General features: G+C 50.6%; 11 protein-coding genes and 1 pseudogene. 5 read left to right on the top strand and 7 right to left on the bottom strand.

Features of this window, described 5'->3' with window-relative positions; translation table 11 throughout:
• Positions 1 to 606 precede the first annotated feature (606 nt).
• The gene (locus AC3Y5R_RS18230) at positions 607 to 888 is read left to right on the top strand and encodes a YjcB family protein (RefSeq protein WP_489922489.1); all 282 of its coding nucleotides are present in this window, start codon (positions 607 to 609) and stop codon (positions 886 to 888) included.
• A gap of 54 nt (positions 889 to 942) precedes the next feature.
• On the opposite strand, the gene AC3Y5R_RS18225 is transcribed toward AC3Y5R_RS18230, so the two are convergent.
• Positions 943 to 1,896, bottom strand: a complete 954-nt coding sequence (locus AC3Y5R_RS18225) for an ATP-grasp fold amidoligase family protein (protein ID WP_489922488.1) — start codon at positions 1,894 to 1,896, stop codon at positions 943 to 945.
• 8 nt (positions 1,897 to 1,904) lie between these two features.
• Entirely contained in the window at positions 1,905 to 3,161 is a 1,257-nt protein-coding gene (locus AC3Y5R_RS18220) for an MATE family efflux transporter (RefSeq protein ID WP_489922487.1), read from the bottom strand.
• A gap of 540 nt (positions 3,162 to 3,701) precedes the next feature.
• Between AC3Y5R_RS18220 and AC3Y5R_RS18215 the strand changes: the two genes are divergently transcribed.
• The gene (locus AC3Y5R_RS18215; RefSeq protein WP_489922486.1) at positions 3,702 to 4,097 is read left to right on the top strand and encodes a transposase; all 396 of its coding nucleotides are present in this window, start codon (positions 3,702 to 3,704) and stop codon (positions 4,095 to 4,097) included.
• An 842-nt stretch (positions 4,098 to 4,939) separates the two neighbouring features.
• On the opposite strand, the gene AC3Y5R_RS18210 is transcribed toward AC3Y5R_RS18215, so the two are convergent.
• Entirely contained in the window at positions 4,940 to 5,905 is a 966-nt protein-coding gene (locus tag AC3Y5R_RS18210) for a DMT family transporter (protein ID WP_489922485.1), read from the bottom strand.
• A gap of 75 nt (positions 5,906 to 5,980) precedes the next feature.
• On the bottom strand, positions 5,981 to 6,811 hold the full coding sequence (locus AC3Y5R_RS18205) for an AraC family transcriptional regulator (RefSeq protein ID WP_489922534.1): 831 nt from the start codon (positions 6,809 to 6,811) through the stop codon (positions 5,981 to 5,983).
• A 322-nt stretch (positions 6,812 to 7,133) separates the two neighbouring features.
• Here AC3Y5R_RS18205 and AC3Y5R_RS18200 point away from each other — a divergent pair, with 322 nt between their 5' ends.
• A complete protein-coding gene (locus tag AC3Y5R_RS18200; protein WP_489922484.1) occupies positions 7,134 to 8,006 on the top strand; it encodes a VirK/YbjX family protein in 873 nt (290 codons plus the stop codon).
• Positions 8,007 to 8,037: 31 nt separating this feature from the next.
• On the opposite strand, the gene AC3Y5R_RS18195 is transcribed toward AC3Y5R_RS18200, so the two are convergent.
• Together AC3Y5R_RS18195 and AC3Y5R_RS18190 are read right to left on the bottom strand one after the other, a co-directional pair.
• Positions 8,038 to 8,475 carry a DUF3828 domain-containing protein gene (locus AC3Y5R_RS18195; RefSeq protein ID WP_489922483.1) on the bottom strand — a complete coding sequence of 146 codons (438 nt, stop codon included), beginning with the start codon at positions 8,473 to 8,475 and terminating at the stop codon, positions 8,038 to 8,040.
• A 135-nt stretch (positions 8,476 to 8,610) separates the two neighbouring features.
• Complete coding sequence (locus tag AC3Y5R_RS18190; RefSeq protein WP_489922482.1) at positions 8,611 to 9,312, bottom strand: alpha/beta fold hydrolase; 702 nt, start codon at positions 9,310 to 9,312, stop codon at positions 8,611 to 8,613.
• A 319-nt stretch (positions 9,313 to 9,631) separates the two neighbouring features.
• Between AC3Y5R_RS18190 and AC3Y5R_RS18185 the strand changes: the two are divergent.
• A pseudogene (locus AC3Y5R_RS18185) lies at positions 9,632 to 11,711 on the top strand (TonB-dependent receptor).
• 42 nt (positions 11,712 to 11,753) lie between these two features.
• On the top strand, positions 11,754 to 12,746 hold the full coding sequence (locus AC3Y5R_RS18180) for an ABC transporter substrate-binding protein (protein ID WP_489922481.1): 993 nt from the start codon (positions 11,754 to 11,756) through the stop codon (positions 12,744 to 12,746).
• Positions 12,747 to 12,899: 153 nt separating this feature from the next.
• Here the strand turns inward: AC3Y5R_RS18180 and ssb1 are convergent, their stop codons facing one another.
• Positions 12,900 to 13,436 (bottom strand): single-stranded DNA-binding protein SSB1, encoded by a 537-nt coding sequence (gene ssb1, locus AC3Y5R_RS18175; RefSeq protein ID WP_158781659.1) that lies wholly within the window; start codon positions 13,434 to 13,436, stop codon positions 12,900 to 12,902.
• Positions 13,437 to 13,629: the final 193 nt, after the last annotated feature.

Genomic DNA, 13,629 nt, shown 5'->3' with positions numbered 1-13,629 from the left:
ATGTCGGCTTGTACAACTTTCGACAGGTCAGATTCCTCTTAAAGAGGTTAATTTGACTTAAGTCAGAATGAAAAATGCCTAAACGGACGTTAAGTGATTATCTGCCCTTTAATATTGCTAGCAATATTAAAGGGTTGTTTTTTAATAAGTTACTGGCAGCAGAAACAGCGGTAATACCAAGAAAAATTAAACTTTATAAATGATAACAATTCTCATCAATCGTCTCAAAATAGGGCTAACCTCCTTAAATTAAATATAAAATTCTAAGGATGATAAAAACAATTGCTTAATTGGCAGAATTCGCGGTGTGAGAAACGACCAACTTTTTGACTAAGTTAAATTAATCTGGCCTGTTATACCATCAGGCCCAATCACGCAAAAATGATAACCCACGGGAAATTAAGATGTATTTTAACAGGTGCAAAAAAACTACCATACCAGGCCTAAAAATTGTTCAATTTTTAAAATCGAGTGATATAATGTGACCGTCGTCACACTTCTATGGCTCCTGAGCCAGCTCAGATAAAAAGCAATCCTGGCAACTTTTTGTCCTGCATGTGGCGCAGATCAATGTCAGGCATGATTTGTCGCGGAGTTTGAAAAGATATGGGTACCTTAACCGCCAGCCTGGTGTTGATGAGATGGGAACTGGTTAGCGCAGTGATGATGTTTATGGCCAGCACGTTGAAAGTGAAGTGCCGCCAGACCAGCCATAACGGCATGGCATTCATCTTTACCGGCGTCGGGATCGGCATGTCATGCTGGTTCGTGACCGGCCTGCTGGGTATCACTCTGAGCATGGATAACCTGCTCAACTTCTGGCATATCACCAAAGATGTGTTTGTCGACGTGATGAGCCATACCCCGACTGACTACCCAATGCCTTAAAATGCAAACGAGCCGCGTTCTGAGAGAAAGCGGCTCGTCGTGTCGTGGCGCAGTTCAGACTTTCTTCAACACCACAGGCAATGCTGCCACTTCACCTGCCGGTCTTGGCAAAACCTCAGATTTATGGTCCTGCACCCACATGTTGCCCATGATCTCATTGAGACCGTGATCCAGTCCGGTCACCAGCCCCGCGCCCGGCGTGAAGGTCAGCTCACCAAAGTAAATCTGCCCGTCATTGATGTACCAGTCCACCCGCACGTAGTCGAAATCATTCGCCAGTTTCTTGCTCAGCTCCAGCGCTTTGTACAGCGTCGGCAAATCGTTGCTGATGTCCAACCCGGTATCGCGGATTTTATAGAAGCACGACGTCAGGCTGTTAACGTAGAAGTTCATCGACAGCGGTGAGTTTCCACAACGGTTGTAGATGATCTGCAGCACGTACTCAAAGTTGCCGTCTTTCTTGTTAAACATATGAAACTTATAGTCGACAGCAGCAAACTTGCCGTCACCTACGTACTGCTCAACCAAAATCCGCGGTTTGATATAGCGATAATGGATTTCACGCGCTTCCAGTGAGAAGTCACGGGTTAGCCACTCTTCGCACCGCTTGATCAGCAACTGCTTCTGAATACAATCCGGTTCTTCCAGCAGGATTTCCACCATTCCTGAGCCGTGGTTGGATTTTATAACCGTATCTTTTAACGACTTAAGTCCTAACAGCGTAACGGGCTTATCCGTTTCGTGCAGCAAGGGAATTAAATACTCGTTACCAATGGTTTTTGCTATGTAGTCTCTCACCAATACTTTGTCCGAAAGGATCCCATAACGAACATAGTCGCCGGTGACAAATTTACGATACAGAATTTTCTCATTAAACAATTTCGGCTGGCGAATATTGGGTAACTTTTTAAATTTACGATAATAATGAAATCTGTCCTGGTAAGACCACGGCATTTTCCTGAGAAGGTATAAGACGCTGTTTCTCAATTGTGCTTTGAGTTTTGACATTTTTTACCTCATTTGTAGGTTTTGTAGTTAAGTGAGGAAAGCTGTATTTTAAGAATGACGCCATTCTTAAAGAAATAGTTCATTACCGTGAGGGACAACAGCTCGGTAACCAGTACGCTCCAGGCAGCGCCTGTCAGTCCCCAGGAACGAATGAAAAACCAGTTGGTTGCCACGCTAATCACCACCAGTAAAACGATCTTTACCAGCAGATAATTAAACCCACCTTCTTTCACCATGTAACGATAAGCTACTGTTCCCATTGCCGAAAAACAGGTTGCTAACGACAATAACGTAACGAGATTTCCCGATTGTGTGTAGTCATGCCCATAAAGGGAACGGATGATCTGCTCGCCAAACAGCGCGACGATTAAGAGCATCAAAAATGAGACTGCCATAACATAGCCATACAGCTTCGCAGCTAACTTCGCAGCCACATCCGCCCGCTCCCTGAAGATCTCAGAGAAGCTGGATGTAATGATTGCCACAGGGATAAAAATCCACGAGGCAGAGATCGTATTCGCAGCGGTAAACAGCCCCAGCTCATGCGCTGAACCCACGCCAACCAGGAAAAACTGTGCGAGCTTTACCTGAATTGAGATAAACACGCTGGAAATCGCCAGCGGCAACCCGGCATGAAACAGATAGCGCAGGTAGCTGCGGTGCTTTCGCTTCGGTGGCGGACTGATGCTGTTGGCCTGAAAGAAGATATTTCGCTTGATCAGGTAAGGCACCAGTGTCACCGACACGATCGATAACGAGAGCCACACGGGGTTCAGCTTCAGCCAGGCCACGGTAAAACTGATCCCAAAACTGAGTGCCATCCCTGTTGCATTAGCAATGGTGTTCATGCGCGATTCCAGCCTGGCGTTGTTATAAACGCTGAAGATATCCTGCGTCACGAACAGCGATGACAGAAATGCAGCAATGGCGAAAACCAGAAAGTTTTCCCGCATAATTAACCAGACATAAATCAAAACCGGTACGGACAGTAATAATAACAACGCCATACGCAATTGTTTTGCCACCGCCATCAGGCGTATGCCCTTGGTCGCACTTTTGCTGATACTTTTAAACAGAATGGTTTCAGTCCCGAATATAGCAATGGTCTGAACAATTGAAAAAAGTGAGGCAGAAAATGCTATTTGACCAAAAACGGATGGGCCAAAAGATTTAGCGACATAGGATGTGACAAATATCACACCGAATACAGAGACCACTTTCTCTGACATCATCCAGGCTGCATTTGATACGACACTGTGTTTCATCCAAGCATCCTTTGTAGTGCTTTAACGTATTGCCAATACTCGGTACGTCCTTGTCTACAAGGGAGAAAGTCACGCCAAGCTAACCCTGAACCCAAGTGGGCTCTGAAAATTTTTTTATTATGCGGACGAAACGAACCCGCTCTTATTCAAAAGATTTATTTTAAACTTATCATCCTTCAGGAATATTCTGATTATATCTGGACTTGAATTCCTGTGAGCCAAATCAGCAAATCTCTAAATCGGTAATTTATTTTGGCACAGATTTTTTTCTGTGAGCTGGATTAATCTGAATCATCCACCAGCCCTCGCTGCCGATACGAACGAATTTATAACAAAAAACAGAATATCGAAAGCTAACTGGCCTCTAATAAAATAAAATCGGAGAAATCCCATGATGATATTTCTTCATAATACTTTAACTTAATGTGTGCCATTCAAATCGCGAACTTAACAACATTCAGCTAATTCCTGGAACATTTAGATCCATGAATTAGTGAAGTTGTTCTCATCACATTATAGTTAAGAAAGGTAATAGCATTTATGAGAAAGTCACGATATACAGAAGAGCAAATCACCAATGCTATTAAAGCATCGGAGTGCGGGGTTAAAGTAAAGGAGATCTGTGAAGATCTGGGGATTTCCGAGGCCACTTTCTATAGCTGGAAAAAGAAATATGCCGGTCTTTTCTCTGAGGAGGGTAGAAAAATCAAAGAGTTGGAAGAGAAAGTGCACACCATGGAGCGCGAACTGCTAACGCTCTCTTCTGATAAGGAAATGTTACAGAGCGTCCTGAAAAACTTCTTTACTACCAATGACAAGCGTCAGGCAGTTAATTTTTTACAGGACACTTACGAAATCGGTACCCGCCGCAGCTGCCGGTTGCTGGATATTAGCCGCAGCGTGTATCATTATCCGTACAACCTGGAAAATCATTAATTGAGACGGGCGACACATTTTTTATTCGCCCAGCTAAAAATTAAAATATTCCCACTGTTAATTGAAAAAGATACTTTCATTTTCAGGCGACATATTTTCCTGATGAGTTAATCATCACGGCTGTCACCTGCCAGGTCGTCATATTACCTTCGCAAGAAAAAATTTTGCATTAAAGTCATATAGTTAATGGTGCATTTATCTCAAATTTAAGAGATAAATGCACCCCATTATGACATTAGCACCACTTACTTAAAGCGCTATAAACCTCCCTTTTTGTTCAAAAAAAGTGATGTATTCGATTTTAACATTGATTCACAATGCTCACTCATCTTCCAAAAAATCATTTCATGTGCCACTTACAAAACTAACGAAACACCCCATCAAACGGACAATTCTTTAACTTCCCCACCCACAACACCGCCATTAATTAAGTAGTAAAACTTAACATTAGGCTGGATTTCGCCTGAAAAGCAACCATCAGACAATACCTTAACTCAGTATTTCTAATGTTTCCAAAGCCGTTGCAGACCTGTCATTCAAAGAGAGTGGGCGGAAAATTTGAGTTAATGGTGGTTTGATAAATTAAAAACCGTCTCAAAAATTTCCATCCGGCTAATGAACAGGGAAAATTGACTGTCCCAAAATAGGAAGGAATCGCATTAGCGATTAATCTTATAGCGGAACAATTGCTTCCTGTGCCAGGGGATTGGCGAAAAAAAAACGGCATTTCAGGAAAAAAATTAGAGATAAAAATGCGGGTGATATCACAATTTTGGTTAAAGAAGGAGCCACCCGGCAGCAGGACCGGGATTTAAAAACCGGCCCTGACCGTTATTATCACCTCATTTTGAGACAGTTAATTGCTGGACTACCGGCTCAGGCTTTATCCTGGTTGCCAGAACCACTCCAGCCACGAGACAGGCGATTCCACAGGCGGTCAGTAATGGTGGCCAGCTGCTTCGCAGCAGAAAAGTATAGGCCAGCCCTGCAAGGGTTTCGAAAACGATCAAAGGGCCAACCAGTACCGTAGGCAAGCGCTGGCTCGCCTCATTCCAGCACAGCGCTCCAAGCCAGGAGCAGAGAAGGCCAATCAGGATCATCAGCGGAATAAACACTTCCGGTCGCGGTCCCAGCGGCAGCGAAAAATCGGGGCGGGTGAAGTGCAATTGCAGGCTGACCAGCAGATATCCCACCACCGCCAGCGGTAAAGTGGCGATGCCCTGAGCCGTCGCCCAGGTTGTGGCTTTGCGGTCCGGATGCTCACGCAGCCAGCGTGCGTTGCGCAGCGGATACCATGTCCAGCAAACCATTGCGACCACTGCCAGCAGGATGCCACTCAGATAACGCAGCAGATCGTCCTGCTGGCTGCCTCCCTGCCATTCCGCCACGTTGACAAAAACCAGCCCTCCAGCAATCAGCACCAGGGCCGGGGCAAGCTTCCGCCACGCCAGCCGCCCATCATAACGGCCATAAAGCAGATTGGCACTGACCGAAATGACCACTGGCAACGTCCCGATAATCATGGTGGAAACCGGGGCGCCGGTACGCTGGATGGCGCTGGCCAGACAGGTGTAATAAAGAAGGTTACCGACCAGCGCCAGCTTGAGGGCTTCAACCCAGTCGCTGCGTGTCAGCAGGCTTAACCGCTGCCTGTCACGCCAGGCAAGCGGCAGCGCGATCAGCCCGAAGGCCACATAACGCCCAACGGATTGCAGAGCACCGGGATACTCCGGCACCAGCAGCGGGCCGACAAAGATCAGGCCCCACATCAGCCCTGCGGTGAGGGCAAAGAGAACACCAGCAAACATTTTTATCCTGAGTATCAGAAAGAGAAAACGCCATTGTCTGCTGTGCACAGGCAAAAAGATTGTAGCAAATTGCGCTTAACGGCTTGCTACAACCTGTTTCTGATAGCGCACCGGCGTAATGCCATAACGTCCGGCAAAAGTTTTGGTCAGGTGCGCCTGGTCGGTCAACCCAACGGCAAGGGCAACTTCGGCGGCGGGCAGCCCCAGGGTCAGGAGTTCTTTGGCGCGGAACAGACGAAAGGCCATCAGCATCTGATGGGGAGTGACATGGAACTGCGCCTTAAACTGACGCTGGAAATGATACGGACTGAGCGAGACCAGCCCGGCAAGATCGGCCAGGGTTAAGGAAAGGGAAAGATTATCGCGCAGGAAGCTTTTAACAATGTCGAAGCGATGCGCGGGTTCATCGGGGAATTTGTCACCGATTCTGGCATGGGGACGCAACAGATCAATCAGGGACTGCATCATCCCGTCTCTTTCCAGCGGATCCCTGACGTGCCATAAAGCAGCCAACAGGCGGGAAATTTGTACGGCACGCTGCGGATCGAAACGTACTGCATCCGAGAACCACCAACCGCGCTCACCCGTTATGGCTTCCAGCTGCTGTGGATCGATATAGATCATCCGGTATTGCCAGCCGTTTTCAGTGGCAGATTCGCCGGTATGAAGTTCATCGGGATTCATCAGCACCAGCGACCGGGCAGGTGCAATGTGCTGTGCGCCGCGATAACGAAAGCGCTCCGCTCCCGCATCGATGGTGCCGATACCAAAAGCTTCGTGAGTGTGCGGTTCAAAGGCATAGCGTGAGATATGGGCGTGATAAAGCTCCACGCCTGGTAACCCGGCAAGGTGCCGGAACTGGGCGCGGTCTTTGTCAAAGCTGAACTGTGCCGGAACGCCCTGCAAAGTTGCCTCCATCTACAACCGTAATGGCATTAAGACTACGATGTTTGGCAACAGCAATCCATTCTACAGCCATTAAATGGCCACCATTTAATAACACAAGCACATAATAACTATCTGTTATTATAAATAATTTGACTTAAAATCTTAACATTTTAAACATTCACTCAACCACATTAAGATAACCTTAACCTCTGTGGTCAGTTTAAACAGCGTTGAGATTGGCGGTGCTTCACTGTGGTTTTCCCACAGGAATACACATCCTGTCTGATACCACACTCGCTCCCCGTCAGGAGACCAGCCTGACCTTTTTCCTGTCTCTGGTGTGAACGGCAAGCTGAAGCCTGGCAAGCTTTGGTATGACCGTGAGTATCGGGTCAAATATCTGATGCGTTCTCTGGTTTACCCGGCCCCCACGCACCGGCTGGTGAACGCCATTTCAGCAGAGCCGGTGATGCGCGATATTTTGTCGATCCAGCACACGCTGCCGAGCAAGATCCACCGCCCTTACCTTTATGGCGGCATGCCGGTGATGAGGCGCGTGCAGGCGGTGATCGATCACTATGACTTCACTAAAAATCTGGCCTCCCCGCGTCTGCGCCAGGCAATGCTGACTGAGCAGGGAGTCGAATTAATCCGTTTCAGCGGGAAAAATGGCGAGCAGTTCGGGATCACTCTTGCCTGTACCGGCCGCTGCGAGCGCGAAGGAGAAGTGAACCTGTTTATCACCTTTAATGAAGTGAAACTGGCCATGCTGACCTTTGCCGTGACCCGGCAGAAGGAGGATAAAGTGGTGGTGATTGGCGGCATTCAGGGTGCCCACCGGGACACGCCGCATGAGATGATCCGGGAGGCGACCAAAGCCTGTTATGGCTTGTTCCCGAAACGTCTGCTGATGGAGGCGCTGGTGTTGTTCTGTGGAGCGACGGGCGTTGCACAAATTCAGGCCGTCAGCGATACCGGTCATATCTTCCGCAGCCTCCGCTATCGCCTGAAGAAGAAAAGCCTGTTTCATGCCAGCTATAACGAATTCTGGGAAACGCTGAACGCTAAACCGCTGTCGTCAAAACTCTATGAGATCCCACTCGCCTTCCCGCGTAAACCGCTTGAAGAGATCGTCAGCAAGAAGCGCTCAGAATACCGCAAGCGTTACGAACTGCTGGATACGCTCAGCCAGCAGTTTGCAGATCATATCTGATCGCCCCGCCTTCAGCCCTGCCTGTGCGGGGCTATTTATTCTCTTTTCCTACGTCATCAATTTTCCAGCCTTTACGATCCCGGTGCATGGTAATCAGTAGTTGCTGCTGATCGTCAGGATCGTTACCCAGCGTCACGTCACCAGAGGCGGTATCGCCATTGATAGTGAAGCGGCTGACGCTGACGTGATCCACCCAGGAATCGCTGTAGTCCTGATCCTGCAGAAAGTAGTCGTCATCCATGCCGTCCGGGCTTTTAATCAGCACGTAAATTTTTTGCAGCAGCTGCGGCGTTACATACTCGTTCAGCAGCGGATCGTGCTCATCGATTGGGCTTTCATCCTTGCTCAACGCGCTGAGGTACCAACTGTAAAAGTTTTTGCTGGCAGTCTGAGGGTCGTTAATTTGTGCCGCCGCTCCGGCGTGCAAAGCAAACAGCGCCATGCCCAGCGCCAGTAACCATTTTTTCATTAATGCCATCTCTGCCTGATTATCTTTCCTGTTAAGGCCCGTATGCATCCGTGCACTATGTTGCCAAAAAACTCAGCTAATTTACCCTTTCACATCACTTTTTGAGCGTGTTTCTGCATTATTTTTAGTAAATGTTTATACCGGAGTAGCTGCCAGCCAGCGCTGCATCACCTGCATCAGCGCGGCAGGCTGCTCCAGCGGCAACATATGTCCCGAATCATCAATGATTTCAAGCCGGGCCTGAGGAATATGCTCATGCAGCGTCCGGGATTCCTGCACGCTGCGCATCCGATCCTGCTGGGCAGCAATCACTAATGTCGCGCAAGAAATCTGGCTCAGCAGGTGCGTGTCGCTGTTGCGCGCCATCAGCAACTGGCGACAATACGCCTCTTTTCCCATTCGCAGGCTCATCTGATGGATTTGAGACTGCAGGCGTTCGTTGTCAGCATGTTTTTCACTGAGCGAAAGCGCGATGGCTTTATGGCCAAGGCCCCGAAAAGCCCCGTGAGAAGCAGACAGTGATTTTGCGGTGGCCGCTTTGAAAGACTGTGCCTGCTGGCTGTCCTGCTTGCTGGAGGTGGCAATCAGAATCAGCCTTTCCACCCGTTCCGGTGCCTGACGGATCATTTCCCGGGCGACATACCCCCCCATTGAAAACCCCACCAACGTAAACCGTGCCGGAGCTTCTGAAAGCACTCTTGTCGCCATCTCTTCCAGCGAAGCATCACGGGATAAATCGCCATAAACCAGCGGTCCGAACGCCGCCAGATCCTCTGCCATTTCCTGCCACAGCCCGGCGTCACACATCACGCCCGGCAGTAAAACCATTCCCGCCATTTCACCCTGCTCCGTTGCCTGAACTGTCCTGATGATAACAGTTTTGCAACATTGCTTTTAATCAATGAGCAGATTAATAAGAAACCGGCTCTGTAGCACGTTATTGGTACGCCAAATGTTGAACGCAGGCTGGCCTGACTGAGATCAAAATATCCCACTCTTACGATCGTAATATAACGTTCTACACAACGGAGCAAAACTTATGGATAAGATCTTGCTGGTCACGGTGCTGACCACTCTGCCCGGGATGGTAACTGCAGCCTCTGCGGATACACCCTCTTCTTCAATTAATCAAACTCAGCCGCAGAAAGAGACAACGATGGTGGTGACCGCCCGGAAATCTTCCGGTCCGGTGGCCGCCAATCAGGCCGGTGCCGGATTTGTCACTCCTGACATTGAACTCGCCCCTCTCGGTAACAGAGCCTGGGCTGATATGCCCTATTCCACCAATACCGTCAGCAAAGAGATGATTGCCAACCAGCAGGCGCAGAGCGTCAGCGAACTGCTGATATATACTTCGGGCAGCCAGATGCAGGCCCGTGGTGGCATGGATGTGGGTCGCTCGCAAAGCCGCGGAATGCAGGGAAGCGTGGCCGCGAACAGTCGCCTCGACGGGCTGAATATCGTCTCCACTACCGCCTTCCCGGTGGAGATGCTGGAGCGGCTGGATGTGATTAACAGCCTGACCGGCGCACTGTACGGCCCGGCCAGCCCGGCAGGACAGTTTAATTTCGTGGCTAAACGTCCGACGGCTGAACCGCTTCGCCGCGTGAGCGTGGGCTATCAGAATCGCAATGCCTTCAGCGGCTCTGCGGATTTGGGAGGGCATTTTGACCATCGGCAGCGCTTCGGCTACAGGTTAAACCTGGTGGATCAGGAAGGCGAAGGTAACGTTGATGACAGCACGCTCCGCCGCAAGCTGGTTTCGCTGGCTCTGGACTGGAATATCCAGTCGGGCACCCAGCTGCAGCTGGATGCCAGCCACTATGAGTTTCTGCAAAAAGGTTATGTCGGCGGGTTCAGCTATGGTAAAGGGATCGACCTGCCTTCGGCTCCAGATCCGAAAAATAAGAACTACACCCTGCCAACCACCGGGAACGATCTGACCACGGATACTCTCAGCAGCCGTCTGATCCACTATTTCAACGAAGAGTGGTGGCTGACTGCGGGAGTGAGTGGGGTTCCAGCAGGCAGATCGCGCTATGCGTACAGTCTCCAGTACCCTCAAAGATAATGACGGCACTGTTGCACGATCAATCAGTGATTCCGCCGCAGCCGGACGTTTCCGGGTTCTGAGCAACACGGTGACGCTTAACGGTCACGCAAATACCGGCGATATCGGACACGATCTGGCGTTCTCCACCAACGGCTATGTCTGGTCAATTTATGGTGCGAAAGGGGCCAGCAAGCGTTATGACCTGGGCACTTCCAACTTTTACCACCCCGCCCCGATGGAAGAACCGGGCAATGGACGCATTCGTAAAAACGGTGACCGTTCCAGGTCCAGCGTGAATACCCAGCAAAGCATCACCGTCGGCGACACCGTGACGTTCTCCCCGCAATGGTCCGCGATGTTTTACCTGAGCCAGAGCTGGCTGGAAACCCGCAGCTACAGCAAGCAGGTAAGTAAAACCGGCGAGACTACCGCCAAAGGTTTAAGCCCGAATGCGACCGTCATGTACAAAATCACCCCGTCGCTGATGGCCTGGATCAGTTACGCAGATTCACTGGAACAGGGAGGCACTGCGCCGCTCGGTGTGGGCGTAAAAAATGAGGGTCAATCGTTGGATCCGTATCGCAGCCAGCAATATGAAATCGGTCTGAAGAAAGAGTTCAGTGGTATAAACCTTGGTGAGGCGCTGTTCCGCCTGGATCGCCCTTTTGCCTATGTCGATCCGTCTGACATGACCTACAAAGAACAGGGTAATCAGGTGAATAAGGGGCTGGACCTGACCGCCAGTGGCAGCATCTGGAAAGGTCTGAATATCTACAGCGGCGTCACCTTCCTCGATCCAAAGTTAAAAAACACGGTCTCAGACAGCACCAGCAATAAACAGGTGGTGGGTGTACCAAAAGTTCAGGCGAATATGCTGATGGAATACAGCCTGCCATCCATGCAGGAGCTGGTTTACAGCGCGAATATTCACTACACCAGCAAACGCGCCGCCAGTGATACCAATTCCAACTGGGCGAAAAGCTTTACCACGCTGGATCTTGGCCCCCGCTACACCACCAGACTGAATAAAGTGCCGACCACTCTGCGCCTGACGGTGAATAACGTCACCAATGAGCACTACTGGGCTTCGATCTTCCCTTCAGATACTGACGGCGGCGGTTCAGCCAGCGCATTTCCCGGTGCGGGTCGTGAAGTCCGGGCCTCAGTGACGTTCGATTTCTGATAACCGGAGCGGTGCCCTCCAGATGGGAGGCACCGGATTACCATGAATATTCAACAACGCCTTGTAGCCCTGCTGCTTTCTGTATTGTTACTCCCCGCCACGGGCATGGCAGCAGTTGAAGGACATAGTGTCATCCGCGTAGCCACGCCCTGGCCCGCGCAAAATACCATTATTGCCATGCTGGGATACGGTGAAAATATTGTCGGCACTTCTGCGGTGGCACAGCGTATACCGCTGTTCCGCCAGATCTATCCCGGAATCGAACGGGTACCGGCGATCGGCGTCACCACCGCTCATGAAATCAACTCTGAGCAGGTGATTGCCCTGAAGGCCCAGTTGCTGATTATTCCGCAGAATATGCATCTCAGTCAGCCGGAGATTCTGGCTCAGGCAGGGGTGAAAACCCTGGCGCTGCAGGCCAACTCGATTGCGGCATTACGCGAGCGGGTGACACTGACTGCGAAAGCATTAGGGCCGGATGCCGAAGCCATAGCTCAGCGCTATCAGCGCTATTTTGACCATAATATCGCCCTGATCCAGCAGCGGCTGGAAGATCTGCCTCCGGCAGGACGCGCCAGGGTTTATCACAGTATGGGCAGCCCGCTCAAAACCAGTGGCCGCCCGTCGCTGAATCAGGACTGGATGGATCTTGCCGGTGCGGTCAATGTTGCGGAACAGTGGTTCCCCGCCGGGAAAAGGGGAGCAGCAGAAGTTCCATTGGAGAAAGTGGTGACCGCTGGCCCTGAAGCGATCGTTGCCATGAACCGCAGAGATGCTGAAATCATCCGCGAGTCGGCAGCCTGGCAGTCAACTTCTGCGGTACGGCATCATCGGGTGTATGTGAATCCGCAGGGGCTGTTCTGGTGGTGCCGGGAAACCAGCGAAGAAGCGATACAGATCCTCTGGCTGGCGAAAACCCTCTATCCCCAGCGCTTTGCCGATATCGATATGGTGAAAGAGACCCACGATTTCTATCAAAATTTTTTTGGTATTTCGCTCAGCGCTCAGCAGATTGCCGGGATTCTGGAACCCTGAGGAGCGCCAGGATAGCCAGGATAGCCAGGATAGCCAGGATAGCCAGGATAGCCAGCCAGCATGGGTAACATAAGAAAGCATCAGGCATAAAAAAGCCCCTGAATTAACAGGGGCCTATGTGTTTATTCTCTACAAATAACGCTCAGGTCAACTCTAGAATGGGATATCGTCGTCGAAATCCATTGGCGGTTCATTATTCGCTGGCGCGCTGCTCTGCTGTGGCTGCGGACGGGACTGCTGGCCGCCGCTGAACTGGTTGCCGCCCTGCGGCTGCTGCGGCTGGCCCCAACCGTTATTGTTGCCCTGACCGCCACCTGCTGGTGCGCCTGCGCCACCGCCCTGACGGCCGCCCAGCATCTGCATGGTGCCGCCGACGTTAACCACCACTTCGGTGGTGTACTTTTCGACACCGGCCTGGTCAGTCCATTTACGAGTCTGCAGTGCGCCTTCGATATAAACCTGAGAGCCTTTGCGCAGGTATTCGCCCGCCACTTCTGCCAGCTTGCCGAACAGCACAACGCGGTGCCACTCGGTCTTCTCTTTAGTTTCGCCGGTCTGCTTGTCACGCCAGCTTTCGGACGTGGCCAGGGTAATGTTGGCAACGGCGCCGCCATTTGGCATGTAGCGGACTTCCGGATCTTGACCCAGGTTGCCCACCAGGATCACTTTGTTTACGCCTCTGCTGGCCATGTACGTGTCTCCGATAATTATTCAGCTTTAAGTCTAAGCCGGAAATTCTAACATTGTATACCCGCAAATCCTATCTTCGGATCCAGATCCACAGCAACATATCCGGCTTGCAGCGTTACATCCCGCGGCTGGAGAAGGATCGTAAAAATAAACTTTATCGGGCAGTGGCAGCAGCCGATCCCGGTCTGAACGA

The sequence above is a fragment of the Erwinia sp. 009765445 genome, from assembly GCF_058137865.1.
Note: the sequence above shows the minus strand (reverse complement) of the source record. Positions and strands in the feature narration are given on the sequence as shown.

What these genes read in the sequence shown, in the direction of transcription:
- AC3Y5R_RS18230 (WP_489922489.1), top strand. Translation starts at nt 607, where the DNA reads ATGGGTACCTTAACCGCCAGCCTGGTGTTGATGAGATGGGAACTGGTT.
- AC3Y5R_RS18225 (WP_489922488.1), bottom strand. Translation starts at nt 1,896, where the DNA reads ATGTCAAAACTCAAAGCACAATTGAGAAACAGCGTCTTATACCTTCTC.
- AC3Y5R_RS18220 (WP_489922487.1), bottom strand. Translation starts at nt 3,161, where the DNA reads ATGAAACACAGTGTCGTATCAAATGCAGCCTGGATGATGTCAGAGAAA.
- AC3Y5R_RS18215 (WP_489922486.1), top strand. Translation starts at nt 3,702, where the DNA reads ATGAGAAAGTCACGATATACAGAAGAGCAAATCACCAATGCTATTAAA.
- AC3Y5R_RS18210 (WP_489922485.1), bottom strand. Translation starts at nt 5,905, where the DNA reads ATGTTTGCTGGTGTTCTCTTTGCCCTCACCGCAGGGCTGATGTGGGGC.
- AC3Y5R_RS18195 (WP_489922483.1), bottom strand. Translation starts at nt 8,475, where the DNA reads ATGAAAAAATGGTTACTGGCGCTGGGCATGGCGCTGTTTGCTTTGCAC.
- AC3Y5R_RS18190 (WP_489922482.1), bottom strand. Translation starts at nt 9,312, where the DNA reads ATGGCGGGAATGGTTTTACTGCCGGGCGTGATGTGTGACGCCGGGCTG.
- AC3Y5R_RS18180 (WP_489922481.1), top strand. Translation starts at nt 11,754, where the DNA reads ATGAATATTCAACAACGCCTTGTAGCCCTGCTGCTTTCTGTATTGTTA.
- ssb1 (WP_158781659.1), bottom strand. Translation starts at nt 13,436, where the DNA reads ATGGCCAGCAGAGGCGTAAACAAAGTGATCCTGGTGGGCAACCTGGGT.